We start from the raw sequence: 24,626 nt of genomic DNA on the forward strand, positions 1-24,626 counted from the left end.
CTGCAACTATCCTGCTACTATGTCAGTGTCCGTTGTCTGATATTGAGTTCATAGTGGCCACTTCCGATGATCGTTCCGCGCTCCTTGAGACCATTCCCGATGTCCGGGACGGACTGACCCGCACCGAGCGCGTGATTCTCTACGTATTGCGTGAGACCCAGCGGGAGTTGGGTGGCCGCAACGTGCCCACGGCCATGCTCTATGGTCGCGTGCTGGAATATGCCGATATGAGTGAAAGGGAGCTTCATCTCTATCTGGACCGGCTCGGCGTTAAGGGGGACGGCCGTTGAAGGTGGATGCAAGCGCGTTTTACCCGAAGCTCGTGAACCTGTTGCTCGATACCGTCTTCGCGGTGGATGAGCATGGTGAGATCGTGTTTGTCAGCGAAGCCTGCGAACAGCTGCTGGGCTATACCCCGGAGGAAATGATCGGCACCAGGGTACTCAGTTACCTGCATCCGGATGATTTCGAGCGCACCCGGGCTGCCGCTGAGCGGGTGATGTCCGGTCAGCCCCACATTGATTTCGAGAATCGATACCTGCACAAGGCCGGCCACGTGGTTCACATTCTCTGGTCGGCGCGCTGGTACGAGGAAGACCGCCTGCGGATCGCCGTGGCGAGGGATGTCACGGCGCTCAGGCGTTCCAACAAAACCCGGGATGCGCTGTACCGCATTTCCGAGGCGGCCCACGAGGCACCCACCATCCGAGCCCTGTGCGATGGCGTGCGGGGGCTGATTGGCGAGTTGTTTCCCGAGTCCGCCTTCTTCCTGATTCTCCAGGACCCCGATACCGGCGCGCTCAGGTCGCCCGACTGGCACACCGCCGCCGACTGGACCGAACAGGCGCTGACACCGGGAACCGGCCTGGCCGACGTTACCCTGGCCAAACGCTCATTGCTGGCAACGGTTGACCCGGCAACACCGGGCGTTGGCATGGCCGACACGGATGGCGCCAATTGGCTCGGCGTGCCCATGACAGTGGGGGAGCGATTGCTGGGTGCCCTGGTGATTGAAACCCGGGAGCCTCGCTCGGGTTACGACCGGGGCGATCAGGATTTGCTGCAGTTCGTCGCCACTCAGGTGGCAACGGTGGTTGATCGCAAACGGGCGGAGGAACGGCTTCGTTTTCTGGCCCATCACGATGGCCTGACCGGTTTGACCAACCGGGCACTGTTCTACGATCGCCTGGAAACCGCGCTGCGCTCTGCCAACCGCCATGAAAACCGCATTGCGCTTCTGTTTCTGGATCTCGACGGCTTCAAGGAAATCAACGACACCCGAGGACACGTGATGGGCGATCGCATTCTCGTTGAGGTGGCCCATCGTCTTGAAGATGGCACCCGGGATACGGATACGGTGGCCCGTATGGGCGGGGACGAATTTACGGTACTGCTCACCAACATTGGTGACCGGAACGACGTTGAGACGGCAGTGAGCAAACTTCGCGAACTTCTGACCCTGCCTGTGGATCTGGGCGGGGAGTCCCTTCGCATTGCCTGCAGCATCGGAGTGGCAATGTACCCGGAGGACGGGACAACGGCGGGGGAACTGCTTGGTTGCGCCGACACCAACATGTACGCCGGCAAGAGGCCTGACCGCAAGGGCCAGGCCCCGGCGCACGCGAACGGCCGCTAACAGCCGTTCAGCGCTGGCTGGCTCACTTTGCGGTGATGGTCGTCATCACCAGCTTGCCATCCTTGCGGATTGGGCCGTCTTCCTTGGCACCCAGGGTGTACTCGAAAATCCCGGTTTTCATGCCGCCGGCCTCGCTGTGCACCATCAGCATCAGCATATCGCCGGGCATGACGTCTTCGGTAAGAATGGCCGCCACGTCCATGTTCTGACCGGCGCGAAGCGGCGCATGGGCAACCACCGGGCCGGGCTTCATGGCTTCATCGGTTCTGTGAACAACCAGCCAGCCGTTATCTTCAGCCACCACCTTGCGGGCCGAAACCACGCCATTGGCGACTGACTGATCGTTACTCCATACGCCGGCCTTGTGCTCGCCGGCAACGGCTGCGCCGGCGGTCAGGCTACCGGCTACCAGAGCGGCCAGAAGGGTAGACAGTTTCACGTGCTTGTTCATGGCATTCTCCTTATCTGTCAGTGTTTCCCATTCCCGTTTTCGGAAGCAGGATACTGGCAGCTACGGAGCAGGAGGCGCAGAGTTTCAGCCCCCTGAAAAAAATTATCAGGGGGTGGTGTTGCCTGCCCCCGTGCCGGCCGGGTACAGGTAACCATGAATGGCCGGGCCCGTGGGCTGGCCGGTGGGCGAGCCTCCGGGCGGCTCCAGGCTGATGCCGAAAGTGGCGCGCTTGAGCAGAGCCGGGTCATAGTCCTTGAGGGCGTCGTCGCTCAGCGTGAAGCCATCCCTGAGAACGCCCACAGAGCGGGGATTGGGGCCCAGCTCGTCGGCCTTGATCCACAGCTGGTAGGACTTGTCCTGCCGGGGCTCGGCGGTGATTGGCCGGATATCCAGGCGGCGGTTCTGCAGATCCACAGACAGCAGGAAAGCCGGTTGTTCATCGTTGTGCTGGAACACCGCGACAAACGACTGTGGGGAGGGCGTCGGGGCTGGCTGGAACACCAGCACGGCCACCAGAACCAGTGCCGCCACCGAGGCGATGGCGGTGCTCAGGCGCCAGTTGCGAAGCTGCCTGCGCAGGGTGACCACGTTGCTATCTATCGGGCTATCCATAGGGCTATCAGCAGGGCTTTGAGCAGCGCTCCTGGCAGAGTGCGCGGCAGCGGCCCCGGGACGTTTCGCCTCAAGCTGATCCAGCGCTTTTTCGATCCTGGGGAACAGCTCGGGCGATGGCTGTACCTCCGGCGCTTCCTCGGTCAGGCTACCCAGGCGTTCCTGCCACTGCAGGATCAGGTTATCAAGCTCGGTGTCGGTTTGACGACGCTTCTCAAGGTCGTCCCGCTCGTGCGCCGGCAGCGTGCCCAGAACGAACTCGGCAACCAGCATGTCCAGGTCGTCTCGTTCAGTCATGGTTCCAGGCACCTTTTGATCTGTTTCAGGGCTCGGTGCAGCCAGGTTTTCACCGTATTCACCGGCTGGTCAAAGTGGCTTGCCAGCTCCTCGCGGGACCAGCCGTTCAGATAGGCCAGGCGCACCATATCCTGGCGGTCCTTTTCCAGCTGGTCGATGCAGCGGTTGAGGTGGTTCACCGCCTGCCGTCCCTCCAGGTGTTCCTGGGCCGTGGTCTGTTGTCCCGCCAGGTCGTCCAGTTCATCGCTGGTGGTGGTGCGCCCGGTCGGGTGTTTGCGTAGTTCATCAATGGCCCTGTTGCGAGCCACCGACACCAGCCAGGTAATGGGCGAGGAGCGGCCGGAATCGAATTGCTCGGCTTTCTGCCAGATATTCAGATAACTTTCCTGCACAACATCGTCCGCCCAACCCCGGTCTTTGAGGATACGCAACACGGTACCCAGAAGTTTCGGAGCGGTTTGCCGGTAAAGCTGTTCGAACGCCTGACGGTCTTTGCGGGCCACCCGGGCAATCAGCGAGGCCACCTGTTCGGGCGTCGCCATAGCCGCTGCCGGCTGCTGGCCCTCAGGTGGGGTATTGAAAGGCGGATTAGGGTCAGACTTCATGGGGCCCCGGGCGTTGGTATCTGATCCAGAAGAGTACTGGTTGGCTGTCTTCTGCTCAACACCAAATTCTAGTCAACCGAAATCTGGCCGGTCAGGCAGGTTGCATAGATGGGGGAGCGAGCCGAAGAGGGCCGCGGGGCGAAGGTACGCAGTCCCGCAGCCCTTATACTGCCGGCAGGTCAGCCGGTGACCTGCCGGCCGATATGGTCGATCACTTCGCCGTGCTCGTGTTGGGGACTGAACATCACAATGTCGGTGTCCTCTTCCGCCCTCACACTGTGGCCGGGTGGCCAGTAGAACAGATCACCACGACGGGAGGTTTCTTCCGTGCCATCGGAGAAGATGGCGGTAATCGCACCGCTGATCACATAACCCCAGTGCGGGCTCTGGCAATTGTCGTGCTCAAGGCCGTGCAAAAGCTCGGTGATATCGGTGCCGGCGCCAAAGGAAAAATACTCGGCGCCAATTTTGCCGTAGCCCGTAACATCGCCAAAGTCGGTTTTCTGGCGGGCTATGGCTCCAGGTGAGTCGATCCGAACAGGTATCTCTTCTTTTGCAATGTGCATAAAGAATACCTCCGTGTCGATTGATGGCAGGGCCGAACCCACTGCATGCTTAACGTCGGGCTCGGCCCTGTCAGTCAAGGTAGCACAGATCGCTCGATGCTGTGACCGGGTTAGGCGTCAACAACCACGGAGAAGCCGCCGTAGATGAGTCGCTTGCCGTCAAAAGGCATGGGGTTAACGTCCGGGTGCAGGCGAGGGTCCTCCATGATCCGCGGCATGGCCTGGTCTCGCACCTCCTTGGATGGCCAGAACAGCCATGCAAACACTACGGTCTCATCGGGTTTGCATTTCACCGCCTTGGGAAAAGACGTCACTTCCCCCTCCGGAACATCGTCGCCCCAGCACTCCACCATGTGCAGCACCCCGTGTTCCTTGAAAACCACAGCGGCATCGCTGGCGTGCTTGATGTACTTTTCCTTGTTTGCAGTTGGCACAGCTGCAACAAATCCGTCGACATAGCTCATGGTTATTCTCCGTTTCAGTCTTTCGGCGGCAGCTCCCGCGCTGGCCGCACTTCAATACTGCCGAAGCGGGCAGGCGGGATCCGGCTGGCCAGTTGCACCGCTTCGTTCAGGTCCCGGGCATCCAGCAGGTAGAAGCCGGCCAGTTGTTCCTTGGTTTCAGCAAACGGGCCATCAGACACCAGTACTTCATCGTCGCGGACCCTGACTGTTGTTGCTGTCTCCACCGTTTGCAAGGGCTGGCCCGTGATGAACTTGCCCTGATCAATCAGGCGCTCCACGCCGGCCACGCATTCCTGGTTGAGGTCGTGCCATTCCTGCTCGGTCATGGCGTTGATGATGCTCTCCTGGTAATACACCAGGGCAACGTATTTCATGGGTGATCCTCCGTTTCTTGGTGGTGTTCTGAGAGGTAGTCGTATGGCTGGCGCGGAAATCGACAGGGGGTACGAAATCAGGGTGATTTTTTGAGCTCTGCCAGTCTGTGCTCAAGAAACCGACGCTCTGGCCCCTGGGACACGAGCGCAAGAGCCCGCTGGTACGATTGCCGGGCGTCTTCGGTATGGCCACTACGGCGTTGCAGGTCGGCGCGAGCCGCGTGAAACAGGTGATAGCCGGCCATCGCCCGCTGGCCCATCAACGCCTCCAGCATTTCCAGGCCGACAGCGGGTGAGTCCCGCATGGCAACAGCCACGGCCCGGTTCAGCGCGATCACCGGCGATGGTTGCTGCTGGTAGAGCGCGTTGTACAGGCGGACAATGCGGGCCCAATCGGTTTCTCCGGGAGTATCGGCGTCTGCGTGGACAGCGGCAATCGACGCCTGCAGGGTGTACGGCCCGGTCGGTGTGAGGGCGAGGGCGGCTTCGAGCCAACGAAACCCGGAATCGATGCTGGCACGATCCCACAGTGAACGGTCCTGATTTTCCAGGGTAATCAGATTGCCCTCGGCATCCTGGCGGGCCTTATCCCGGGACCTCTGCAGCAGCATCAGGGCGAGCAGGCCAAACACTTCCCCATCCGGCAGGAGGCGGGCCAGCACTTCGGCCAGGCGAATGGCCTCGGACGAAAGCTGAACATTAACAACCTGATCGCCGTCGCTGCGGGAATAACCCTCGTTGAATACCAGGTAGATTACACGTAGAACGCCGGGCAGGCGTTCGGGCAGTTCTTTCGTTTCTGGCACTTCATAAGGAATGCCGGCGTCCCGGATCTTGCGCTTGGCCCGGACAATCCGTTGGGCCAGGGTGGCGGGTTTCTGCAGCAGGCCGCTGGCCACCTGTTCGGTGGTCAGGCCGCACATCTCACGCAGGGTAAGGGCAATTCTGGAGTCCAGGGACAGGGCGGGGTGACAGCAGGTGAACAGTAACCGGAGCTGGTCGTCGTTGATGGTTTCTTCATCGGTCTCGGCATCGTCGGCCTCAGGTTCGGCCACGAGGTGGGAATAGCTGCGCGCGGTCTGTGCTTTTCGAATCTGGTCGATTCCCCGGCGTTGGCCGGTCCGTATGAGCCAGGCAGAGGGATTGTCCGGTATGCCATCAGTTGGCCACTGGCGAACAGCAGCCGCAAAGGCCTCCTGCATGCATTCTTCCGCCAATGAGAAATCCCCAAGCAGCCGGATCAGGGTGGACAGCACTCGTCGTGACTGTTGCTGATAGATTTGCCCAATCCATTGGTCATCGGTAATCATCGTGGTATCCCGTTTTCGAGGCCCGAAAGGTGAACGGTCGCCCGGCGTTTCTCGTACCGGACAGTCTTTACCAAAACGCAGGAGGTTTCCATGACAGACAGCAGAACCGTAATCATCACCGGCGCCAACCGGGGCATCGGTCTGGAACTTGCCCGCCATTACGCGGGCGAAGGCTGGCAGGTAATCGGCGTGTGCCGGCAGTCCGCTGGCGAACTCGATGAGGTGGCCGCCCGGGTGATTGATGGCGTGGACGTAACCACCGACGCCGGCATCCGCAAACTCACCAGCGAACTCGATGGCCAGAGCATTGATCTGCTGATCAACAACGCCGGCCTGCTCCAGGACGAAAAGCTGGGCAGCATCGATTTCGATTCCATTCGCACCCAGATGGAAATCAACGCCTACGCTCCCCTGCGGGTGGCCGAGGCTCTGGCTTCGCAGATTCCCTCAGGAGGCAAGATAGCCAACATCACCAGCCGCATGGGTTCCATTGCCGACAACGATTCCGGTGGGCGCTATGGCTATAGAGCGTCCAAGGCGGCGTTGAACGCCTTTGGCAAATCCCTGGCCATGGACCTGAAACCCCGGGGCATTGCCGTGGCCCAGCTGCACCCGGGCTACGTTAAAACGCGAATGGTGAACTTCGGTGGCCTGATTACGCCGGAGGAATCCGCCAAGGGCCTCGCGGCGCGCATCGAAGGCCTGACCCTGGAGAACACCGGGTCGTTCTGGCACAGCAATGGTGAGGAGTTGCCCTGGTAAGGGCTACCGACTGCCGACCTGCTTGCGCCAGCGCACCGGCGGCAGGCCGGTCCAGCGCTGGAAAGCCCGGTAGAAGGTGCTCACTTCGGCAAAGCCCAGGGCTTCGGCGATTTCGGGTAAGGGTGTGTCGGTGTTGGCCACGGCATGCAGTGCCCGTTCGCGACGAACGTCGTCCAGCAGTTGGTCGAAGGTGTGGCCCTGATCTTTCAGGCGTCGGGCCAGGGTGCGTTCGCTGATGCCCAGGGCCACGGCGGCGTCTGCCCTGCGGGGCAGAACCGGCCCGATTCGTGCTGCCAGCCAGCGCCTGAGTTCGGGCGCCGAGGCGCTGTTCATGGACAGCGCCGCCAGGCGGGCGGTGGTATACCGCTCATGCAGCTGGGCCAGTTGCGGGTCGGCCTGGGGCAGGGGCTGATCCAGAACGGCGTTGTCTAACAGGATGCCACTGAAGGCCTGCTCGAATTCCACCGGGCAGTGAAACACCGTTTGATAACCCGCCAGAGGCCCAAGCCGTGGCTGGCTGAATTGCACCCGCGCCGGCTGCATGCGGGTGCCCGTCACCCAACTACCAAAACCCACCACCGACGCCAGCACCGCCTCAATCTGATGGGGGCTGAACGCCAACCGGCCCTGGCGCGGATGGTACACGAGCCAGGTGGCGGCATTGCCGGCCACCACCTGGAACCGGCCGCCATCGGAGATCAGCCGCTGGAAGCGCTGCACCATCACAATGGCCTCGCGCAGCGTGGCGGCGGACTGGAGTGCGAACCCCACGCCGCTGATGCTCATGGGCGAAAATTCCGCGCCCACCTTCAGCCCGAAGCCCGGGTCTCCCGTGCAGCGCTCCGCCGCATGCCAGAGCCGGGTGATGTCATCAATGGGCCAGCGCTCCAGTTCACTGGCGGAGGCTGGAATGCATGCCTCAGCAAGCAGCCGATCGGCCGTTACCGAGAGTCGCTCCGCCGCGCTGATCACCGTATTCACCCAGCCAATGGAAACCGTGGCCTCTAATGTCAATTTTGCTGGCCTCTAAGGTCAATTTTTAAGCCATGGTAGCGGTATATCTTTGACGCTGACAATAACAACATGGCGACCGGATTCAGATTATGGGCAAAACACTCTCTTCGGACATTGTGGTGATCGGAGGTGGCCTCGCGGGCATTGTAACGGCGCTCGAGGCGCTGCGGGCGGGCAAGTCCGTTACCCTGGCCGACCGGGATACCTCCGAGAGAATCGGAGGCCTGGCCCGCTGGGCCTTCGGCGGCATGGCGCTGGTGGGAACCCCCTTGCAGGCACGCATGAAGATCGCCGACACCCCAGAGATTGCCCTGCAGGACTGGCTCAGTTTTGCCGACCTGTCTGAAGACGACGAATGGCCGCTGCAATGGGCCCGCTATTACGTGGAGCATTCCCGCACCGAGGTGTACGACTGGCTGAGCGGCGAGGGCATCAAATTCCTGCCGGCGGTTAACTGGGTGGAGCGCGGCCGTTTTGGCGACGGTAACCGGTTGCCCCGCTACCATGTGGTCTGGGGCACGGCCCGGGAACTGGTGTCTCGCCTGATGACCGCGCTCCACAGCGAAAACACGGCAGGCCGGCTGAATCTGCTGCACGGGCACCGCATTACCGCTCTGGATCACCAGGCCGGCCGCGTGTGCGGGGCCCTGGCAATCAACGAAGCCACCAGCGAGGAAGTGACCTTGGCGGCGCCCGCCGTGGTTATGGCCACCGGCGGCATCAACGGCAGCCATGAGGAATGCCGCGCCAACTGGCCGGCGGATCGCCCGATGCCCACGCAGATGCTGAACGGCGCCCACCCATACGCCGACGGCCGCATGCATCACTGGGTGGCCGACCATCTCAACGGGCAGATTACCCACGCCGGCGAAATGTGGAACTACGCGGCTGGCTTCCCGCACCCGTACCCCCATTTTCCCGGCCACGGGCTTTCCACCATTCCCTGCAAATCCGCCCTGTGGCTGAACCACCGGGGCGAGCGCATTGGCCCGGAGCCTTTGGTCACCGGGTTTGATACCCACTGGCTGTGCCAACGGGTGGCAGAGCAGGAAAAGCCCTGGACCTGGCACCTGCTCAACTGGCGCATTGCCGCCAAGGAATTTGCCATTTCCGGCTCGGAACACAACGCCCGCATTCGCGACAAGCAGTTCCCGCAGTTCGTGAAGGAACTGCTGCTGGGCAACCACAACCTGGTGCGGCAGATGCAGCACGAAAGCCGGGATTTCCTGGTGGCAGAGAGCCTGGCCGAACTTGCCGGCAAGATGAACGCGCTGACCTGTTCCCACGATGTCAGCCCGGCAACGCTGCAGGCCACTGCGGATGCTTTCGACGCCAACTTTGCCAGCGGCACCAGCATGCACAACGACGCCCAGATCCGCATGATCCAGCACGCCCGGGAATGGAAGCCGGACCGACTGCGCACCTGCAAGCCGGCGCCGCTGCAAAAGCCGGGTGCCGGCCCCTACATCGCCATCCGCATGCAGCTGATTACCCGCAAGAGCCTGGGCGGCCTGCAAACCGATCTGCAGAGTCGCATCCTGAACGCCGGGGGCTCGCCTGTGCCGGGCCTGTACTGCGTGGGGGAGGCGGCCGGTTTCGGCGGCGGTGGCGCCAACGGCAAGCGTTCCCTGGAAGGCACCTTTTTGCCCGGCTGCATCCTGACGGCCCGGGCGGCGGTACGCGCCATTGTGGCGGGCGGCTGAACACCATGGCCGGCGTACTCAACCGAATACTCGAACTTTCAAAGGCGGGAGAACAACAATGACAAACGGCGCACAAGCCCTGATGAAAACCCTGGTGGATGCCGGCGTGGAGGTCTGCTTCAGCAACCCCGGTACCAGCGAAATGCACTTTGTGGCGGCCCTGGATGACGAGCCCAAAATGCGGGCCGTGCTGGCCCTGTTCGAAGGGGTGGCCACCGGCGCCGCCGACGGCTACGCCCGCATGGCCGACAAACCCGCCGCCACGCTGCTGCACCTGGGCTGCGGGCTGGGTAACGGTCTGGCCAACCTGCACAACGCCCGCAAGGGCAAGGTGCCGGTGCTGAACATTGTGGGCGACCATGCCACCTACCATGTGAAGTACGACGCCCAGCTGCAGTCAGACATCGAAACCGTGGCCCGGAACGTGTCGCCGGGGTTTGTGCGTACCGCCAAGAGCACCGAAACCCTCTGCCAGGACGCCGCTGAAGCCATCGCGGCCGCTCGAACCGCACCCGGCCAGGTGGCCACGCTGATCCTCCCGGCCGATGTCTCCTGGGGCGAGGGCGGTGTGCCCAGCGCGCCTACGGCGCCGCCAACGCCCGAGCCCGCCGACGATGCCACGGTGGAAGCGATTGCCAAGGCTATTCGCTCTGGCAAGAAAACCGCCCTGCTGATGGGAGGCCACTCCCTGCGCGAACCCAGCATGCTGGCCGCCGCCAAACTGGCGGCCCACAGCGGTATAACCCTGCTGGCGGAAACCTTCCCCACGCGCATGGAGCGCGGTGCCGGGCTGCCCTACATTGAGCGCCTCGCCTACCTGGCCGAACTGGCCACGGTACAGCTTACCGACGTGGAACAGCTGATTCTGGTGGATGCCAAGGCGCCCGTCTCGTTCTTTGCCTACCCCGGCAAGAAGAGCTATCTGGTGCCGGATACCTGCGAGGTTCACACCCTGGCCGCGCCGGACCAGGACATCCTGGCCAGCCTGAACAAGCTCAACGAGGCCGTGGGTGCCAGCCAGAGCCAACCAAAGCTCCAGCCCGAGAAGCGGCCGGGCCGCCCCCGTGGCAAGCTCACCGCCGAAAAGGTCTGCAAGGCCGTGGGCGAGCTGATGCCGGAGAACGCCATCATTGTGGACGAAGGCATCACCTCCAGCCTCATGCTCTCGGTAATGACCGCAGGCGCCCCCCGCCACGACATGCTCACCCTCACCGGTGGGGCCATCGGCCAGGGCCTGCCCAATGCCGTGGGTGCCGCCGTAGCCTGCCCGGACCGGCCGGTGATCGCCCTGATCGGCGACGGCACGGCCATGTACACCATCCAGGCCCTGTGGACCATGGCGCGGGAGCAGCTGAACGTCACCTCCATCATCTTCAACAACGCCTCCTACTCGGTGCTCAACATCGAGCTGGAGCGGGTGGGCGCCGAAGAGGCCGGCGAGAAAGCGAAATCCCAGCTGGACCTGCGCGGCCCGGTGATCAACTTTGCGGAAATGGCCAATGGCATGGGCGTGCATGGCGTGCGGGTGCACACGGCTGAAGAAATGGCCAAGGCCCTGGAATACGCCCAGCGCATGCCCGGGCCGCACCTGATCGAAGCGGTGATTCCGGAATCCCTCAGTGGTGTGAAGCGCCGAGTGCTGCCCTGGATGCTGCGGGCACTGCCCAGCCTACCGGTGTCGGTGTCGCGGGCGCTGAAGCGCAAGCTGGCGCCCTGAATCGACCCGACGCTGGCGGGGTTATCCCCGCCGTGCTGCTTCAATGGCAGCAATGTCGATCTTGCCCATGGTCATCATCGCCTCGAAGGCCCGTTTGGCAGCCGCGGGGTCCGGGTCGTTGATGGCCTCGGTTAGGGCCACCGGGGTGATCTGCCAGGAGATCCCCCACTTGTCCTTGCACCAGCCGCAGGCGCTTTCCTGGCCGCCGTTCTCCACAATTGCGCTCCAGTAGCGGTCGGTTTCTTCCTGGCTTTCGGTGGTAACCTGGAAGGAAAACGCCTCGTTGTGCTCGAACGTCGGGCCACCATTGAGCCCGAGGCAGGGAATGCCCAGCACGGTGAATTCCACGGTGAGAACATCCCCGGCGGAACCGGAAGGGTAGTCGCCCGGTGCCCTGAGCACCCTGCCAACAGAAGAATCCGGAAAGACGCTGGCATAGAACCTCGCCGCTTCTTCTGCTTCGGTGTTGTACCAGAGACAAATGGTATTTTTTGGATGTGTCATTGAGTTGGCCCTCCGGGTTGGCGTTACTGGCAGTGTTCAATCTGGCTGCTGATCATCCACTGGATACCGAATCGGTCTGTTGTCATTCCGAAACGATGTGCCCAGAAGGTCTCTGCAAATGGCATGATGATTGAACCTCCATCGGACAGGGCGTCAAATACCTGCTCGGCCTGTTCCGGATCGTCGTATTCAAGGTGTATCTGGGAACCCTGGGGTGGCTGGTAGCAATCGCCCGCCATATCAGCGCCCATGAGCCGACGCCCGCGGATATTCAGTGAGGAATGTACGATGCGGCCATGCATCTCTGGTGGAACATCCCCTGCTGCCGGCGTTTCCCCATAGGTAATCATGGCTTCCAGGTTGCCTGCGGTGACTACCGAATAGAACTCCATGGCTTCTTTGCAGTTGCCCGCAAACGCCACATGCACATTCATCTCCCTCGGGAGGCGTCCCAGGGACCGATGTTGCTCGAGTGCCGGGCTTGGCTCGAAATCTTCAAGCTCGAAATATCGCCGAAGCTCAAGGGTCACGTTGCCTCCGGCATCCTCTCGGGGCCATTGTTTGGCCCAGGCGATGGCGTCTTCCAGTGACTCCACTTCGAGTACACTGTAGCCGGCCAGTAGCTCTCCCGCCGGCTCGAATGGCCCGGAAATAACGCTGGGCTCGCCGCCTCTGAACTGAATGCGGCAACCTTCGCTCGATGGCCGCAACCCATGGCCGTCGGAAAAAACTCCGGCATGTGTCATTTGCGCATTGTAGTTTGCCATTGCCTGCAGGATGTCTTCGGACGGCATTACGCCATTCTCGGTGTCGGCATCGGCCTTGCGAATCAACATGTATTTCATCGTGTCGGTCTCCAGTAAAAAACGGATTGTCTTCACTGGTTGGTCGCGCAATGGATCCGGAAATCGACACCAAGAGGAAATAGAGGTGGCAGGTCAGGGAGACACCGGGGAGACGAACAACTCCCCGGTGTGGTCACGGTAGGGGTGTTACAGCCAGGTCAGGCCGGCGCTGATGATAATGCCGGTGATGATCAGCAGCATCAGGCAGTAGCCCATGATGTCCTTGGCCTTCAGGCCGGCAATGGCCAGCACTGGCAGGGCCCAGAACGGCTGCAGCAGGTTGGTCCAGGCGTCGCCCCAGGCCACGGCCATGGCCACCCGCGGAATATCCGCGCCCAGTTCCAGCGCCGCTGGCAGCATCACCGGTGCCTGCACCGCCCACTGGCCGCCGCCGGAGGGCACGAAGATGTTCACCACGCCGGCACTGATAAAGCTCCAGAACGGCAGGCTCTCGGCGCTGGCAATCGACACAAACCCGCTGGAGATGCTGGCGGCCAGCCCCGAGGCGGTCATCACGCTCATGATGCCCGCATAGAACGGAAACTGGATCACAATCCCCGAGCCACCCTTAACCGCCTCGTTGAGGCTATCCAGCAGGCGCTTGGGTGTCTGGTGCAGGATGATGGCGATGAACAGGAACATGAAGTTCACAATGTTCAGGTTCAGGCCGCCGTTGTCCATGAAGTACTGGAAGATAAACGCCAGGCCACTGAAGCCGATCAGCCAGGCCAGGGTGCGGCTGTTTTCCAGGTAGTCGGCGGGGCGGTTGATCACAACGGAGGTATCCGGTTCGTCGTCCAGCACCTTCGGGTCAGCGTAGATGCTGTCCCGCTCGGCCGGCAGCATCAGCCGGTTGACCAGCGGCACGATGATGAACAGGGCCACCACAATGGCCAGGTTGAAGAACGCGAAGATGGTCTCGCCAGTGCCGATGATGCCGATGGTTTGCTGGGTGAAGTGGCCTTCGGTGGCGATGGTCAGCGGTATGGAGCCAGCCAGGCCGCCGTGCCACACGATAAACCCGGAGTAGGCACTGGCAATCAGCAGCGGGTAGTGCACCCGGATCTGGCGCGCCAGGGCCTTGGCGAACAGGGCGCCGACCACCAGGCCGAAGCCCCAGTTGATCCAACTGGCAATCAGGGCGATGAAGGTAACCAGTACAATCGCCTGGCCCGGTGTGCGGGCAAGCCCGGCAATTTTGTTCAGTATCCCGCGCACCAGCGGCGTGCTGGCCATCATGAAGCCGGTGACCAGCACCAGCAGCATCTGCATGGAGAAGGTGAGCAGGTTCCAGAAGCCGTTGCCCCACATCTCCACCACCGCCATCGGGCTGTGGCCTTCAAACACCATGGCAGCCACGAATGCCACCAGGGTCAGGATGATCACAAACAGGTAGGGGTCTGGCAGATACTTGTCCACCAGGCTCACCATGGGTTTGGATGCTCTTTCTAGCATGCGATACCTCATTGTTTTTGGACGGTCTTTTTCGAGTGTAGCAAGCTAAACGAAAAACACCCCATTCACCCATTAGGCTTTGGCAGTATTGTTTTTTGCACCAGCGGCTATGCTTTTAGAAAAGGCGACTGGCGGGGCACACATCGGCCATTGTGATTCGCGCTTCGCCCGCCTGCATTGCCCGCCCGGTTTGAGAGGTGATCATGACCGATAGCGAAAAACGCCCACTGTACATTCCCTACGCCGGCCCCTCGCTGCTCGAGTTGCCACTGCTGAACAAGGGCAGTGCGTTTTCCCATCAGGAGCGCCTGGACTTCAACCTGATTGGCCTGTTGCCCCAGCACGTGGAAACCATCGAAGAGCAGGCGGAGCGGGCCTACAGGCAGTACCAGCTGTGCCAGAACGATCTCGACCGCCACATCACTCTGCGGGCGATCCAGGACGACAACGAGACCCTGTTTTTCCGCTTGCTGGAAGACCACCTGGAGGAGATGCTCCCCATCATCTACACCCCCACGGTGGGGGACGCCTGCCAGGAGTTCTCCAACATCTACCGCAACCACCGCGGCTTGTTCGTCTCCTACCCGGACCGGGAGCACCTGGATTACATCATGCACAGCGCCACCAAACAGCGGGTGAAGGTGATCGTGGTTACTGACGGCGAGCGCATCCTCGGCCTGGGCGACCAGGGCATCGGCGGCATGGGAATCCCCATCGGCAAGCTCTCCCTCTATACCGCCTGTGGCGGCATCAGCCCGGCCAACACGCTGCCGATCATGCTCGACGTGGGCACCAACAACCAGGAGCTGCTGGACGACCCCATGTACATGGGCTGGCGGCACAAACGCATCGGCCAGAAGGAATACGACGCCTTCGTGGCCGACTTCCTGGCGGCGGTGAAGCGACGCTGGCCCGATGTGCTGGTGCAGTTTGAGGACTTCGCCCAGAACAACGCCATGCGGCTGCTGAACAAGTACCGCGACGAGGCCTGCTGCTTCAACGACGATATCCAGGGCACCGCCTCGGTGTGCCTGGCCACGCTGCTGGCGGCCTGCAAGGCCAAGAAGGAGAAAATCAGCGAGCAGACCTTGGCTTTCGTGGGCGCGGGTTCCGCCGGCTGTGGCATTGCCGAGCAGGTGATCGTGGCCATGACCAGCGACGGGATGTCCGAGCAGGAGGCGCGGAAGCGGATCTTCATGGTGGATCGGGACGGCCTGCTGACCACCGATCAGGACGCCTTGCAGGATTTCCAGAAAGCACTGGCGCAAGATCCGGAACGCATCAAGGACTGGCAGGGCCGGGAGTTGATCGATGTCGTCAAGCAGACAAAGCCGACGGTGCTGATCGGCGTCTCTGGCCAGCCCGGCCTGTTCACCGAGGAGGTGATCAAAACGCTCCACGGACACTGTGACCAGCCGGTGGTGATGCCCCTCTCGAACCCGACCTCAAGGGTTGAGGCCACACCCGAAGATATCCTGAAATGGACCGACGGCAGGGCCCTGGTGGCTGCCGGCAGCCCCTTCAAGCCGGTGGAGCTGGACGGTAAAACCTACGCCATTGCCCAGTGCAACAACGCCTACATCTTCCCGGGTATTGGTTTGGGCGTGGTGGCCGCCGGCGCCTCACGGGTTACCGATGCCATGCTCACCGCCGCCTCCAACGCCCTGGCCAAGCAGGCGCCGATTGTTCAGGGCACCGGCACCGAGCTGCTGCCCAAGCTGCGCGACATTCAGGACATCAGCCGCACCATCGCCTTCGACGTGGCCAAACAGGCCCAGGAAGAAGGCGTGGCACTGGGCTCCGATGACGAGACCATCCGCCAGTCCATCGAACGCAATTTCTGGCGACCGCGGTATCGGAGTTACCGCAGGCGCGCGGTTTGATGTTGGGGAAGACGGAGCCCGGCCACGGGCTCCGGTGATCGTCGCCGGCTAGTGGACGGCGGTCTTGGAAAACACATTGATCACCGCAACACCGCCAATGATCATGGCCATGCCAATCAAGCTGGCGGCATCGAGAGTCTGGCCGTAGATCAGCCAGCCGATCAGCGCCACCAGCACAATGCCCAGCCCGGCCCAGATGGCGTAGGCCAGGCCCACCGGAATGTCCTTCAGGCTGATCGACAGGAAATAGAAGGCCACCGAGTAACCGGCAATCACCAGCAGGCTGGGCCATAGCCGGGTGAAGCCCTCACTGGCTTTCAGCCCAGAGGTGGCCACCACCTCGGCAACGATGGCGACACCCAGAAAAATCCAGCTCTTCAACATGCTCAACTCCTGCACCGGGTTCCACACGCCCGCATTCACGGGCCGGATCTGAAAACCCGACAGTCTAGCAAACCCCGCAGGCGGCAAGCCGTGCGTGAAAAACCGGATGTGCGGGCCGGGCCCGGTTACTCCGGCCAGATGGCAGGCCCAGCGCACCTACCGTATCCCACACGCCCACAAACTTGATGGGCGCGCGCTGCTCCACAGAATGGCGGGCCTTCCACTCCATCGAGTGATCACCGTTGGCGGTGTGCTTCTTCGTCTTGTAAAGCCGGAAGGCCTGCTCGATCAGCCTGGCGTTCTGCTTCTTCAGAATGCTGCAGTTATTGATCATGCCGCACAGGCTGCGCGCGGTGTAGGCGCCACGGCTGAAGCCGAACAGGAAGATCTCGTCACCGGGCTCGTAGTTGTGCACCAGAAACCGGTAGCCATCCATCACGTTCTTCTCCAGCCCGTACCCGGTGGCGCCGGCGCGAATCTCATCGTGATAGGAGCCGATGCCCCAGTCATAAAACACCACCTGCTCCACCCCGTTACCGTCGGTGGGCCGGATAGCGCGGGCAAACTGCAGAACATTGGTGGGGAAATCCTCACCCAGAATCTGCTCCGGGCGATTCCGGGTGCCATCAAAGCAAATAGCGATCCGTTTCATGAGGGTGACCTCCTGTCACATTCCTTCCTTTCAGACTATCGTCGTTTATCGATCCTGCCAGTGCCTGGGCGATATATTGGTAGCCCTTCTGCCCCGGGTGGTAGCCGTCACTGGAGAGCAGCCCCGGATCGGTAATCACCGGGTAGTGCAGGTAACCAAAATCCGCCGGGGACCGCCGAGCGAGACGAACATAGACGTTATCCAGCTGCCGCGCCCGCCAGCCCACCACGTACCGCAGCGGTGCCGGCAGCGCGGTAAACAGGTGCATGGGCGGTACGCTCAGAAGCTGCAAGGGACCGGGATAACGGGCTGCCAGCCACTGACGCAATTCGATCAACTGCCGGCGGAAGCGGAAGCGGGGCGTGAACCCCGTGGTGTCGTTCACCCCCATACTCAGCAGCACCAGGTCTGCCTCCGGCAGCTCGGCTTTTTTCAGCTCCGTGATCAGATCGCCAAGCCGAATGCCGTTCATACCAAACGTATGCCAGGCAACCGTCTGGCCCCTGCGCTCGTGAATCCGCCGCGCCAACTGGCTAGCCAGCCCCTGCTCATGGGTTTCAACACCGACACCGGCAGCCGTGGATTCACCAATCACCAGGATACGCTTCGCCGGTACCCCCAAGCCGTACTGGCCAGACCTGGGCCCGGCAGCCTCCGGCAGCCTGGGCGTGCTGCGCCGCACCCGCTTGCCCTGGTAGAGCAGCACCGGAAAGAGCAGGGCAGTGGTTAACCAGAAGGGAAGGTGCATGGTGCGGCTCCGAAGTCGTCCGTTACCAAGCGAATGGGTGCAGGGCCATATCATCGCCGTTAACTGGACATTAATCACAGGTACCCATCATACGGCCGCCCGCCCGGAGTTATACGAACGCGTTCGCAAAAGTCCGAGGCATTTCCTGAGAAATTGAGGTAACTATCTGATAGGGTTGAAATGTTAGGAATCGACGGTTGGTGTTATACGCCCATCGGCGCAGCCAGAGTGGGTCGCCTCCGGGCGTATAACTCCGATGACAGCTGTGGCAAATGGTGGGCAAGGTGCTAGTTTTGTTGGGGAATCCCCATTTTTTGGGGGATTGGTTGGATGGAGTTTTACGAACGGGTGATATACGAACGCGTTCGTATAATTAGCTGTTATGCATATGGTTTTGATCAATGCTTAGATTAGCTGCTTTGTTGGTAATGTTGGTTTCGCATAATGCATCGGCTCAGAGTTTCTTAGACTCGCTAGCCGCAAAGTACTCAGAGATGTTCTGTGAACATGAGGGTTTTCTGGAATGCGCTGCGGCAAAAAAGGGTGAGTGCGTTTCTGCAATTGAGCGTTCGGTTCAGCACTGCGACGAGTTTGCTTTGCAAATTTATGAAGAGACTGAAGCAGGTGAGGATTCTAGGCCGTCAGGAGAATCGTTTGCAGACTGTTTTTCAACGACCTTTGCCAATGGAATGGACCTCGAAGAAGAGAAGTTTGATTCTTGCAGCTTTCCGGCACTTCGAGACCATCAAAATGAGCTACGAGAAAAACTTAGGTCTAAACGGTCCTAAAATGCATAACAAGTCGCTCAAGTTTGTTCCCGGCCTATCGGCCGTCCACCGGACGCCACTGTCGTGGCGCCGCTTAGCTCAGCGTTAAAAGTATATCTTCTACTGGAGTCTGATTTTGATTTGGGAGCTAGCAGTTACAAACCTATTCTGGTGCAGTGTTATAGCAACTGTTTTTGCTTTTGCGGACATGGTTCTGTTGTATCGCAAAGAAACCATTAGAAAAAAGTGGCTTTTGGTTCACGGTATTTTATTGGTTCTTGTCTCGGCAACGATTCTTGGGGGGTTTGGGTATACCCTCGATAAAATAGATTATTGGTTACCGCACGCGCAGGGCGACTTGGACACGGGAATTTTAATATGGTTGAAGGTTGGTCTTTCAAACTTGCAGCTTGTTGTCCCCCTATCAATCGCTGCCGTAGGTTCGTTCCTCATCACTAAAGCGGTTGGTGAGAATCTCCGGGTTGTGGAATAGTGATTTTTAACAAGGCCATTAAGGTTGTTCCGGGCCGATCGCCCTCCACCGGACGCCCTTGTCAGGGCGCCGCTTATGGCTGGCGTTAAAAGGTAAAGAATGGATTCACGGCAAGTCACAGCAATCGCGCTAAAGCTAATCTCGATCTGGTTGCTGATCGAGGTTGTTTTAAATTTGCCGAGCATTTTTCTGGCTTACTCTAGTATCGAGCAGTATCAACAGCAGGAAATGCCGCTATTTGCTTACATCGGCCTTATTGGATCATTCCTCTTAATCGGTTTGGTTGCCGTATTTTTCATCAATAAGGCGGCGAAATCCGTCCTTCTACGAGCCAAGACCGACTCGGGAAATTCCTTGAGCCATGATTCTCAACAAGCGCTTTTTCAATTGGCTGGCCTGTACTTTGTTGTTGATGCGATCGTGTACCTACCTCGTTCCTTGGGGTTTATCCCGAATACGACGGACATCTCCGTTTCTAGTTTGCTTTGGGCGGTGGGGCTGGTGTTTCAGCTTGTAGTTGGGTTATGGCTTGTAACCAACTCGTCTTTTTGGATGAAACTATTCCAGAAACTTAGGGGGCGGGCCTGATGCCTTTTAACAAGTCGCTTAAGTTCGTTCTGCATTTCCCCCAGTCTAATGGACACGCATCGATAACTCCGAAACAGGAGAACTATGATGCCGAAAATGCTCACTGGGAAGAAAACTCAGCAGTACACCGCTGAGTTCAAAGTCAAAGCAGTGGAATGGAGTCACCAAGCCCACCGCAGTGTCAAAAGCGTTGCCGAAGCGCTGGATATCCACCCCTTCATGCTGTCACGCTGGCGAAAGGAATACCGAGAAGGAAAATTCGCCATGAAACGGGTCAAGAAAGCGCCGGCTGATGCCAAGAAGAAGATCCAAGAGCAGGATGAGATTGCTCGCCTGAAACGCCGTATTTCGGAGCTTCAGGAGGAAAACGACATCCTAAAAAAGTTTCAACGTTTTCAGGCCGAGGAACGACGGAAGCGTTCCGATTCGTCTGGCAGCATCGACGAGAACACGGCGTAAAAGCTCTGTGCCGCCACTTGAACATTTCGCGCTCTGGGTACTACGCATGGGCCAACCGAAAGCCTGGCAAGCGAGCGATGGAGAATGCCGATCTGCTGCTGAAAATACGCAGGATCTTTCGTGATAGTGAAGGCCGCTATGGCAGCCCAAAGGTTTACCAAGCCCTGAAAAACCAAGGTGTGCGAGTGGGAGAAAACCGTGTGGCCCGCTTGATGCGGGAATGGGGCATGAAGGCTAGGACCTACCGAATCTATCGGCGTTTGCTCACCCGGCGGGCCCTCCTGCGGGCATGGCCAAACTACCGTCTGGCCACTGAGAAGCCAGTTACCCTAAACCAGCAATGGAGCAGCGACGTTACCTACATCAAAATGGGTCGGAGGAACGTGTTTCTGGCGGTAGTACTCGACCTGTTCTCGCGTCGTATCGTGGGCTGGAAACTGGAGGCCAATCTGAACGGCGAGCTATCCAGCGGCGCTCTTAAACAAGCCCTGACGGACCGCTCACCGCCACCTGGTCTGTTACTGCATACCGACCGGGGGACCGAATTCAGGGCTCTTAAAATGCGTGACATGCTTGCTCGTCACCAAATTGTTCACAGCATGAGCCGACCGGGTTACTGCACGGACAATGCCGAGGTGGAGTCCTTCTTCAAAAGCCTGAAAGGAGAACTGCTGCACGCAACCAGCTTTGTCACGCTTCGCCAATTAAGACACCATATAAAGCACTATATTGAGCGCTTTTATAATACCGAACGGCTGCACAGCAGCCTTGGCTACCGGACTCCGATAGAGTTCGAGGGAACTAACTGATGGAGCGTGTCCAATTTATTGGGGGAAGTCCATTCCGGCCCTGAAGGGCCTCCACCGGACCGGTTTTCCAGCGCGGAGCGCCTCCAAACCGGCCGCTAAACATTGGCGTTAAAAGTAGAGGAAAGATGAAGAGCATCGAATTACTGGCGATTGGAATCAGAGTGCTGGGAATCTTTGCTCTGATTTATGCTATTAAGACGGGTTTATACCAGTACCAGATTATTCTTCAATTTCAGTCAAACGTCGAAAACGAACTGACCCTTGTCCGCTTTCTGGCTACAGCCCAGGTTGGCCTTCTATTGGCAGCAGCGCTATTAATGATCAAATTCCCGGTATCTGTTTCAAATTGGTTGCTACCGAAATCGAAGAACCAGGAACCGATCCTCAACGGATCGGTCCACGACGTTGAAACGGCCGCGTTTGTAATCATCGGCGTCTACATTCTGTCTTTCGCCATACCTGATGTTTTCGATAATGGCATTTGGTGGTGGTATTCCAGTCATGGTGAAACGAGCCGTCTGTGGGGGCAGGATGGTTCCCATAAATATCTCATTAATCAGGCTGTAACAGTCATAGAAATGGCAATAGGCCTTTTCCTCTGCTTACGTGCTAATGGTCTTAGCGGGCTGCTTCGGAGGTTTCGTGAGGCTGGGAGTAAGTGACTTTTAACCAGTGCGTCTGCGGGCCGGCTTTAGGGCGCTCACTGTCTTAAGGAGTAACGAATGCACAAAGGAAGCTGCCTGTGCGGAAACGTGCAGTACGAGTACGAGGGCGAAATCAACGAAATCTCCAGGTGCTACTGCAATCAATGCCAAAAGGGCCAGGGAACTGCCTTCGTGGCTGTTGCGCCGGTTGTAGCTGACAAGCTTCGTCTCGTAAAAGGTCAGGCGTACTTAAAGGAGTTCAGTGCTAGTCCAGGCAAACGCAGGGTTTTCTGTGGCGAGTGCGGTAGTCCGCTGTATAGCGCGCGAGACGATCTACCCGGTATCAAGCGCCTGCGCGTTGGCACTTTGGATACCATCGTGCAGCCGAGCAAACAGTATCACGCATTTGTTTCTCAAAAAGTAAGCTGGTACGAAATCAACGATGAATACAATCAACACCAACGGTTACCCGAATAGGAGCAGGGGCGACGTAAACCTTCCGGGCCGGCAAAGGCGCTCATCGAGATCGCCTTTCGCCATCCCGAGGTTATTCGGGAAGACCTCGAACTCAAGGGTTAACAAGACGCATCAATTCGCGGCCGGTGTCCGTATGACTCCCTTGGTAGTGCGCCCCTGCGCTTGGCCCTATGCCCAATAAGGAGAACGCATGCACCACCTGGCAGCCCAATGGATTGTCGAGTTACTCAAAGATCAGAATATCCCCTTTTTGATCTGTGGCGGGCTAGCAGCAAAGGGGTATGGCTCTGAACGGGCTCTGAATGACATCGACCTTTTCGTTCCCGGTGAATGCTTTTCCGCTGTGGTGCAGGCCGGCCAGGAATTTGTATCGAAAGCCGCTGCCCATCGTCAGGAGGAAGGCTGGAATCTGACTTACGTTCAGTTCAAATATGAGGGCATCAAGGTGGAAGTCGGTAACGCTGACGGTCCGCAAATCTTCGATGCAGGCAAGGCGGATTGGGTTCCGCTCGAAATTGATTTTTCTCGATATGCGATCGTGCGTTTGCTGGGCATAGACCTTCCACTTATGCTGAAAGACGATTTGATTAAATATAAATCTGCTCTCTCACGTCCTGTGGATATCGAGGATATTCGTGCTATCCGCTAGAGCGCACAACCAAGTCATGCACCGGATGCCGAAACCCCTGCTTCGCGCCGGTTTTGTCACCGGTGATGGCGGGCGTTACATAGTGAATTCAGGGTTATGACTGCGGTGAAACTGAGGGATCTTCAACACCAAGATAAAGCGAATGTATTAGCCATGCTTCGTGACCCGAAGGTAATGAGGTTTCTTGGGCCCCGCCGCGCTCTGACTGAAGACGAGGCGGCTTTATGGTTCGAAAGTGCGCTCGCTCATCCGGCCCGGTTCGCTGTCGCAGATGTAGATACTGATGAATTTATCGGGTTCTGCGGGGTTAAACAAATAGATGGCGTTCCAGATTTTGGCTACTTCATCAGGTCAGAGTTTTGGGGTAGCGGCATAGCTGTCCGGGCGTGTGAGTTGGCAGTTGAAAAGCTGGTCGCGGATATTGATTTAGAGACCGTCCAGGTTTTCATTGCAGATGAAAATGTTGCCAGCAAAAGGGTAGCTGAAAAATTGGGTTGGCAGTCCACACATAGCGGAACTAAGGGTGGAGAGCATGGCCGATACTATCGAATCACCATGTAACAAGGCGGTCAACCGCACGCCCAAAGCGTACCGTTTTTGGTTCACTCCGCTGCGCTCTGGCGCCGGTTACCACCAGCGTTAAATGTTGATGATCGATCACGATAAATTCCAGGCCTTGGTCAAGCAGCTCTATGCCACAGTAAATGAGTTAGAAGAAATGTTTCCAGGCAGGCACTTCACCCCGGATGGTCATATGGTGGTCAGTTTCAAGTTTCTCTCAACAAACTTCGGCAACTCAACAAAACAGTGGCTCATGGGGACCGTGTGCCCAGGGCCATTTAACAAGGCGCTGAAGTTCTTGACCGATTGCCGCCGGGCGCCCTCTATATAAGTGCTAGGTTCACAACGTGCAGCTATTCGATCTCCTACAAGTCGCAAACCCTGGCCTCGTCCCCGAGGAGTGCAAACTCCACCTGGCCACCTGGAACGGAAAAGAAAATCCACTCGATGTTTTCCTGGCTGGTGATTTCGATGAATGGCAACGGTGGCAAACAAAACGCAATTTCCAACGGAAATACGTTATCGCTTTGATTTCGCTCCCTGCGCAAAATCAGTGGCTATTCGCCGGGCTCTATACGGCTCATGGCTCCGAGTGGAAAAGTGAGCATAATTTGCACTATTACAAGATGGCCCCACACGTCTCATGCGAGGAATTTGCAGGGCGCTTGGTGGTGTCCTTTTCCCGCACAGGAAGGCAGTCGTACTTGAATGCTGAAACCTGGGTTGCCCAGATTTCTGTAGCAGAGCTGAAAGCGGAAAAACTCTCCATTGCGGAGTTCCCGGGATATCGCAGCATCAATCTATCCAAGGGGGAGCTTGATGCAATCGTGCGCCAATCAATTGAGTCTTGGCGTACCGCTTTATCCAATGTCGCGGGTGTTTACGTCATATCAGATACCGCAAGCGGTAAACTGTATGTCGGGAGCGCCACTGGCGAAGGCGGTATCTGGCAGCGGTGGAGCCAGTACGCCTCTACTGGCCATGGTGGTAACAAGGAACTTCGAGAATTGCTTCGGGAAACTGGGGCAGTCTCTGCCGAGAATTTTCGGTTTGCTGTGCTGGAAATCGCAGATATCCATTCAAGTGAGAAAGACGTTCTTCGTCGCGAATCTCACTGGAAGGACGTTCTCCTGACGAGAGAGCATGGCTACAACTCAAATTAAGAACATATCAAGTAAACTCAGGGCGACCGAAAAA

At 58.9% G+C, this 24,626-nt stretch carries 29 protein-coding genes and 1 pseudogene; 16 read left to right on the forward strand and 14 right to left on the reverse strand.

The genetic code is table 11. From position 1 onward, the window contains the following. Positions 1-53: 53 nt before the first annotated feature. Complete coding sequence (locus AC0J1C_RS05280) at positions 54-290, forward strand: hypothetical protein (RefSeq protein WP_091991193.1); 237 nt, start codon at positions 54-56, stop codon at positions 288-290. 2 nt (positions 291-292) lie between these two features. Next, positions 293-1,636 carry a sensor domain-containing protein gene (locus AC0J1C_RS05285; protein WP_473046504.1) on the forward strand — a complete coding sequence of 448 codons (1,344 nt, stop codon included), beginning with the start codon at positions 293-295 and terminating at the stop codon, positions 1,634-1,636. 22 nt (positions 1,637-1,658) lie between these two features. Here AC0J1C_RS05285 and AC0J1C_RS05290 read toward each other — a convergent pair whose 3' ends face one another. The 7 genes from AC0J1C_RS05290 to AC0J1C_RS05320 all read right to left on the reverse strand — a co-directional run bounded on the left by AC0J1C_RS05290 (position 1,659) and on the right by AC0J1C_RS05320 (position 6,315). Next, the gene (locus AC0J1C_RS05290; RefSeq protein ID WP_375193750.1) at positions 1,659-2,087 is read right to left on the reverse strand and encodes a DUF7282 domain-containing protein; all 429 of its coding nucleotides are present in this window, start codon (positions 2,085-2,087) and stop codon (positions 1,659-1,661) included. Positions 2,088-2,192: 105 nt separating this feature from the next. Next, positions 2,193-2,996 (reverse strand): anti-sigma factor, encoded by an 804-nt coding sequence (locus AC0J1C_RS05295; RefSeq protein ID WP_473045897.1) that lies wholly within the window; start codon positions 2,994-2,996, stop codon positions 2,193-2,195. Next, entirely contained in the window at positions 2,993-3,538 is a 546-nt protein-coding gene (locus AC0J1C_RS05300) for a sigma-70 family RNA polymerase sigma factor (RefSeq protein WP_473045898.1), read from the reverse strand. Before AC0J1C_RS05300 ends, AC0J1C_RS05295 begins: the two co-directional genes overlap by 4 nt. Before the next feature lie 242 nt (positions 3,539-3,780). Next, a complete protein-coding gene (locus tag AC0J1C_RS05305; protein ID WP_473045899.1) occupies positions 3,781-4,167 on the reverse strand; it encodes a cupin domain-containing protein in 387 nt (128 codons plus the stop codon). A gap of 110 nt (positions 4,168-4,277) precedes the next feature. Further along, positions 4,278-4,631: a DUF1428 domain-containing protein gene (locus AC0J1C_RS05310; RefSeq protein WP_473045900.1), complete on the reverse strand. Its 354-nt coding sequence runs from the start codon at positions 4,629-4,631 to the stop codon at positions 4,278-4,280. A gap of 14 nt (positions 4,632-4,645) precedes the next feature. Further along, positions 4,646-5,005: a YciI family protein gene (locus tag AC0J1C_RS05315; protein WP_473045902.1), complete on the reverse strand. Its 360-nt coding sequence runs from the start codon at positions 5,003-5,005 to the stop codon at positions 4,646-4,648. A 77-nt stretch (positions 5,006-5,082) separates the two neighbouring features. Further along, a complete protein-coding gene (locus AC0J1C_RS05320; protein ID WP_473045904.1) occupies positions 5,083-6,315 on the reverse strand; it encodes an RNA polymerase sigma factor in 1,233 nt (410 codons plus the stop codon). Between the two features lie 90 nt (positions 6,316-6,405). On the opposite strand from AC0J1C_RS05320, the gene AC0J1C_RS05325 reads away from it, so the two are divergent. Beyond that, positions 6,406-7,077, forward strand: a complete 672-nt coding sequence (locus AC0J1C_RS05325) for an SDR family oxidoreductase (protein ID WP_473045905.1) — start codon at positions 6,406-6,408, stop codon at positions 7,075-7,077. 3 nt (positions 7,078-7,080) lie between these two features. Here AC0J1C_RS05325 and AC0J1C_RS05330 read toward each other — a convergent pair whose 3' ends face one another. After that, positions 7,081-8,091: an AraC family transcriptional regulator gene (locus AC0J1C_RS05330; RefSeq protein WP_473045906.1), complete on the reverse strand. Its 1,011-nt coding sequence runs from the start codon at positions 8,089-8,091 to the stop codon at positions 7,081-7,083. An 89-nt stretch (positions 8,092-8,180) separates the two neighbouring features. Between AC0J1C_RS05330 and AC0J1C_RS05335 the strand changes: the two genes are divergently transcribed. Together AC0J1C_RS05335 and AC0J1C_RS05340 are read left to right on the forward strand one after the other, a co-directional pair. Next, a complete protein-coding gene (locus AC0J1C_RS05335; protein WP_473045907.1) occupies positions 8,181-9,794 on the forward strand; it encodes an FAD-dependent oxidoreductase in 1,614 nt (537 codons plus the stop codon). Positions 9,795-9,852: 58 nt separating this feature from the next. Further along, a complete protein-coding gene (locus tag AC0J1C_RS05340; RefSeq protein WP_473045908.1) occupies positions 9,853-11,511 on the forward strand; it encodes an acetolactate synthase large subunit in 1,659 nt (552 codons plus the stop codon). Between the two features lie 21 nt (positions 11,512-11,532). Here the strand turns inward: AC0J1C_RS05340 and AC0J1C_RS05345 are convergent, their stop codons facing one another. The 3 genes from AC0J1C_RS05345 to AC0J1C_RS05355 form a co-directional block, all read right to left on the reverse strand. Then, positions 11,533-12,015, reverse strand: a complete 483-nt coding sequence (locus AC0J1C_RS05345) for a VOC family protein (protein ID WP_473045909.1) — start codon at positions 12,013-12,015, stop codon at positions 11,533-11,535. 23 nt (positions 12,016-12,038) lie between these two features. Next, a complete protein-coding gene (locus tag AC0J1C_RS05350; protein WP_473045911.1) occupies positions 12,039-12,860 on the reverse strand; it encodes a YciI family protein in 822 nt (273 codons plus the stop codon). Positions 12,861-13,007: 147 nt separating this feature from the next. Further along, entirely contained in the window at positions 13,008-14,315 is a 1,308-nt protein-coding gene (locus AC0J1C_RS05355; RefSeq protein WP_473045912.1) for a short-chain fatty acid transporter, read from the reverse strand. Between the two features lie 203 nt (positions 14,316-14,518). On the opposite strand from AC0J1C_RS05355, the gene AC0J1C_RS05360 reads away from it, so the two are divergent. Next, on the forward strand, positions 14,519-16,198 hold the full coding sequence (locus tag AC0J1C_RS05360) for an NAD-dependent malic enzyme (protein WP_473045913.1): 1,680 nt from the start codon (positions 14,519-14,521) through the stop codon (positions 16,196-16,198). A gap of 48 nt (positions 16,199-16,246) precedes the next feature. Here AC0J1C_RS05360 and AC0J1C_RS05365 read toward each other — a convergent pair whose 3' ends face one another. The 3 genes from AC0J1C_RS05365 to AC0J1C_RS05375 all read right to left on the reverse strand — a co-directional run bounded on the left by AC0J1C_RS05365 (position 16,247) and on the right by AC0J1C_RS05375 (position 17,982). Beyond that, positions 16,247-16,579, reverse strand: coding sequence for a DMT family transporter (locus AC0J1C_RS05365; RefSeq protein ID WP_473046505.1), 333 nt, complete (start codon positions 16,577-16,579; stop codon positions 16,247-16,249). Positions 16,580-16,646: 67 nt separating this feature from the next. Then, positions 16,647-17,234 carry a phospholipase effector Tle1 domain-containing protein gene (locus AC0J1C_RS05370; RefSeq protein ID WP_473045914.1) on the reverse strand — a complete coding sequence of 196 codons (588 nt, stop codon included), beginning with the start codon at positions 17,232-17,234 and terminating at the stop codon, positions 16,647-16,649. Continuing rightward, positions 17,209-17,982 (reverse strand): SGNH/GDSL hydrolase family protein, encoded by a 774-nt coding sequence (locus tag AC0J1C_RS05375; RefSeq protein ID WP_473045915.1) that lies wholly within the window; start codon positions 17,980-17,982, stop codon positions 17,209-17,211. Before AC0J1C_RS05375 ends, AC0J1C_RS05370 begins: the two co-directional genes overlap by 26 nt. 984 nt (positions 17,983-18,966) lie before the next feature. On the opposite strand from AC0J1C_RS05375, the gene AC0J1C_RS05380 reads away from it, so the two are divergent. The 10 genes and pseudogenes from AC0J1C_RS05380 to AC0J1C_RS05425 all read left to right on the forward strand — a co-directional run bounded on the left by AC0J1C_RS05380 (position 18,967) and on the right by AC0J1C_RS05425 (position 24,592). Continuing rightward, on the forward strand, positions 18,967-19,242 hold the full coding sequence (locus AC0J1C_RS05380) for a hypothetical protein (protein ID WP_473045916.1): 276 nt from the start codon (positions 18,967-18,969) through the stop codon (positions 19,240-19,242). 99 nt (positions 19,243-19,341) lie between these two features. Next, entirely contained in the window at positions 19,342-19,830 is a 489-nt protein-coding gene (locus tag AC0J1C_RS05385; RefSeq protein ID WP_473045917.1) for a hypothetical protein, read from the forward strand. 96 nt (positions 19,831-19,926) lie between these two features. Then, positions 19,927-20,289, forward strand: a complete 363-nt coding sequence (locus tag AC0J1C_RS05390; protein WP_473046506.1) for a transposase — start codon at positions 19,927-19,929, stop codon at positions 20,287-20,289. Further along, positions 20,268-21,098: pseudogene (locus tag AC0J1C_RS05395) on the forward strand (IS3 family transposase); the annotation flags it as partial. The gene AC0J1C_RS05390 and the pseudogene AC0J1C_RS05395, both read left to right, overlap by 22 nt. A 125-nt stretch (positions 21,099-21,223) precedes the next feature. Continuing rightward, positions 21,224-21,760 (forward strand): hypothetical protein, encoded by a 537-nt coding sequence (locus tag AC0J1C_RS05400; protein ID WP_473045919.1) that lies wholly within the window; start codon positions 21,224-21,226, stop codon positions 21,758-21,760. Between the two features lie 60 nt (positions 21,761-21,820). Next, positions 21,821-22,219, forward strand: coding sequence for a GFA family protein (locus tag AC0J1C_RS05405; protein WP_473045920.1), 399 nt, complete (start codon positions 21,821-21,823; stop codon positions 22,217-22,219). A 190-nt stretch (positions 22,220-22,409) separates the two neighbouring features. Continuing rightward, positions 22,410-22,868 carry a hypothetical protein gene (locus tag AC0J1C_RS05410; RefSeq protein WP_473045921.1) on the forward strand — a complete coding sequence of 153 codons (459 nt, stop codon included), beginning with the start codon at positions 22,410-22,412 and terminating at the stop codon, positions 22,866-22,868. Between the two features lie 96 nt (positions 22,869-22,964). Beyond that, the gene (locus AC0J1C_RS05415; protein ID WP_473045922.1) at positions 22,965-23,429 is read left to right on the forward strand and encodes a GNAT family N-acetyltransferase; all 465 of its coding nucleotides are present in this window, start codon (positions 22,965-22,967) and stop codon (positions 23,427-23,429) included. Between the two features lie 157 nt (positions 23,430-23,586). Beyond that, positions 23,587-23,760 (forward strand): hypothetical protein, encoded by a 174-nt coding sequence (locus tag AC0J1C_RS05420; RefSeq protein ID WP_473046507.1) that lies wholly within the window; start codon positions 23,587-23,589, stop codon positions 23,758-23,760. A 16-nt stretch (positions 23,761-23,776) separates the two neighbouring features. Further along, the gene (locus AC0J1C_RS05425; RefSeq protein WP_473045923.1) at positions 23,777-24,592 is read left to right on the forward strand and encodes a GIY-YIG nuclease family protein; all 816 of its coding nucleotides are present in this window, start codon (positions 23,777-23,779) and stop codon (positions 24,590-24,592) included. The last annotated feature ends 34 nt before the right edge of the window (positions 24,593-24,626 follow it).

Source organism: Marinobacter sp. E2 (genome assembly GCF_055755345.1).